This is a genomic window from Saccharomonospora iraqiensis subsp. paurometabolica YIM 90007 (genome assembly GCF_000231035.2).
GTDB lineage: Bacteria > Actinomycetota > Actinomycetes > Mycobacteriales > Pseudonocardiaceae > Saccharomonospora > Saccharomonospora paurometabolica.
In genome coordinates, this window is the sequence record NZ_KI912215.1 from 11,218 (window position 1) to 11,780 (window position 563).

1 pseudogene is annotated in these 563 nt (G+C 77.6%); it reads right to left on the reverse strand.

Annotated elements, in window-relative coordinates:
• Positions 1 to 563, reverse strand: a pseudogene (locus SACPADRAFT_RS32325) (magnesium chelatase); the annotation flags it as partial.

A 563-nucleotide genomic window follows, 5' to 3' on the forward strand; every position in this document is an offset into this window, starting at 1 on the left:
CCGGCGGGCCAGACGCCGACTACGCGGCCGTCATCGGTCGTCGCGCGGGAGCGGCGGCCCTGGGCGCCCGTGCCGGTGCCGCGCACGGTGAACAGGCGCGAGCGGTAGGGGGTGCCGGAGTCGTCCCGCTTCTCCCCCGCCGTGCCACCGTCGCCGTGGTCTCCGGGGTCCGGGTTCGTGCCGCCGTCACCCTGGGGTGGGGTGGTCCGCCCGGCGGTGTCGTCGGACGCCGGAGCCTCGCCCGGTTCCGTCCCGGAGCTCGGGCCGTCGTTCCGCAACCCGCCGTCGTCCGCACCGCCGTTGTGAGGGCCGCCGTCGTGAGGGCCGTCGTCGCTGTGGCCGGGGTCCTCCGGACCACCGTCGCTGTCGGCCGGATCGTCGGGGCCGCCGTCGGGTCCGTCGTCCGGGTCGCCACCGTCGTCCGGCGGGTCGGGGTCGGGATCGTCGTCGCCGAGGACCTCGTCCAGCTTGTCCTCGTCCAGGCCGGGCGCGTCGAACGGGTTGCGCCTGCGCCGATGCGGCAGCGCCAGCCGGGCGGCGGCGCGGATGTCGGCCGTGGTCAC